This is a genomic window from Streptomyces coryli, assembly GCF_011044975.1.
Taxonomy (GTDB): domain Bacteria; phylum Actinomycetota; class Actinomycetes; order Streptomycetales; family Streptomycetaceae; genus Streptomyces; species Streptomyces coryli.
Genome location: NZ_JAAKZV010000611.1, coordinates 1 through 547, shown reverse-complemented (window position 1 = coordinate 547; position 547 = coordinate 1). Strand labels below are relative to the sequence as shown.

The window sequence follows — 547 nt, the reverse complement described above, 5'->3', positions numbered from 1 at the left end:
GTGGGTGGGCCGGGCCGAGTTCCGCGACACAACCGAAAAAGCCCGCTTCGCTAAGACTTTTTCGGCTGCGTCGCTCCACTCGGCCCTCCTTCCGGAGGGAGAGATCAATACGTGCGCGGGGCCCGGTCGCTCCGGCCCACCGCGGCCATGTCCGCCCGCCCGTCCGTGTCCAGGAAGCCGAGCACGAACTCGTCGGCCCCGGCCGCCCGCAGCTTCCCGCCGCCACACGACCGGGCCGCCGGCGTCCCACCGAGGCCCCGCCACATCGCTGGGGCCGAGCTCGCACCCCACCCGCACGAGCCCAGGCCTCACGCTCCCCGGCCCGTACCGAGCCCAGACCCTGCGGCCCGTCCGTACGGAACCCCGCGCCTCCGTCTGTACGAGCCCACAGGCCCCGCGCCCCCGTCCGTGTGGAACTCAGGCCCCGCGCCTCCGTCCGTACCGAGCCAGGCCCCGCTCTCAGCCCGCATCGAGCCCAGGCCCCGCGCCCAGGCCCGTACCGAGCCAGGCCCCGCTCTCAGCCCGCATCGAGCCCAGGCCCCGCGCC

General features: G+C 75.3%; 1 protein-coding gene. It reads right to left on the bottom strand.

The genetic code is table 11. The features are described from left to right. Positions 1-104 precede the first annotated feature (104 nt). Positions 105-266 carry a hypothetical protein gene (locus tag G5C51_RS43905; protein WP_276617721.1) on the bottom strand — a complete coding sequence of 54 codons (162 nt, stop codon included), beginning with the start codon at positions 264-266 and terminating at the stop codon, positions 105-107. Between the last annotated feature and the right edge of the window lie 281 nt (positions 267-547).

Excerpts from the sequence above, each read along its gene's own strand:
- G5C51_RS43905 (WP_276617721.1), bottom strand. The coding sequence starts at position 266 with ATGTGGCGGGGCCTCGGTGGGACGCCGGCGGCCCGGTCGTGTGGCGGC.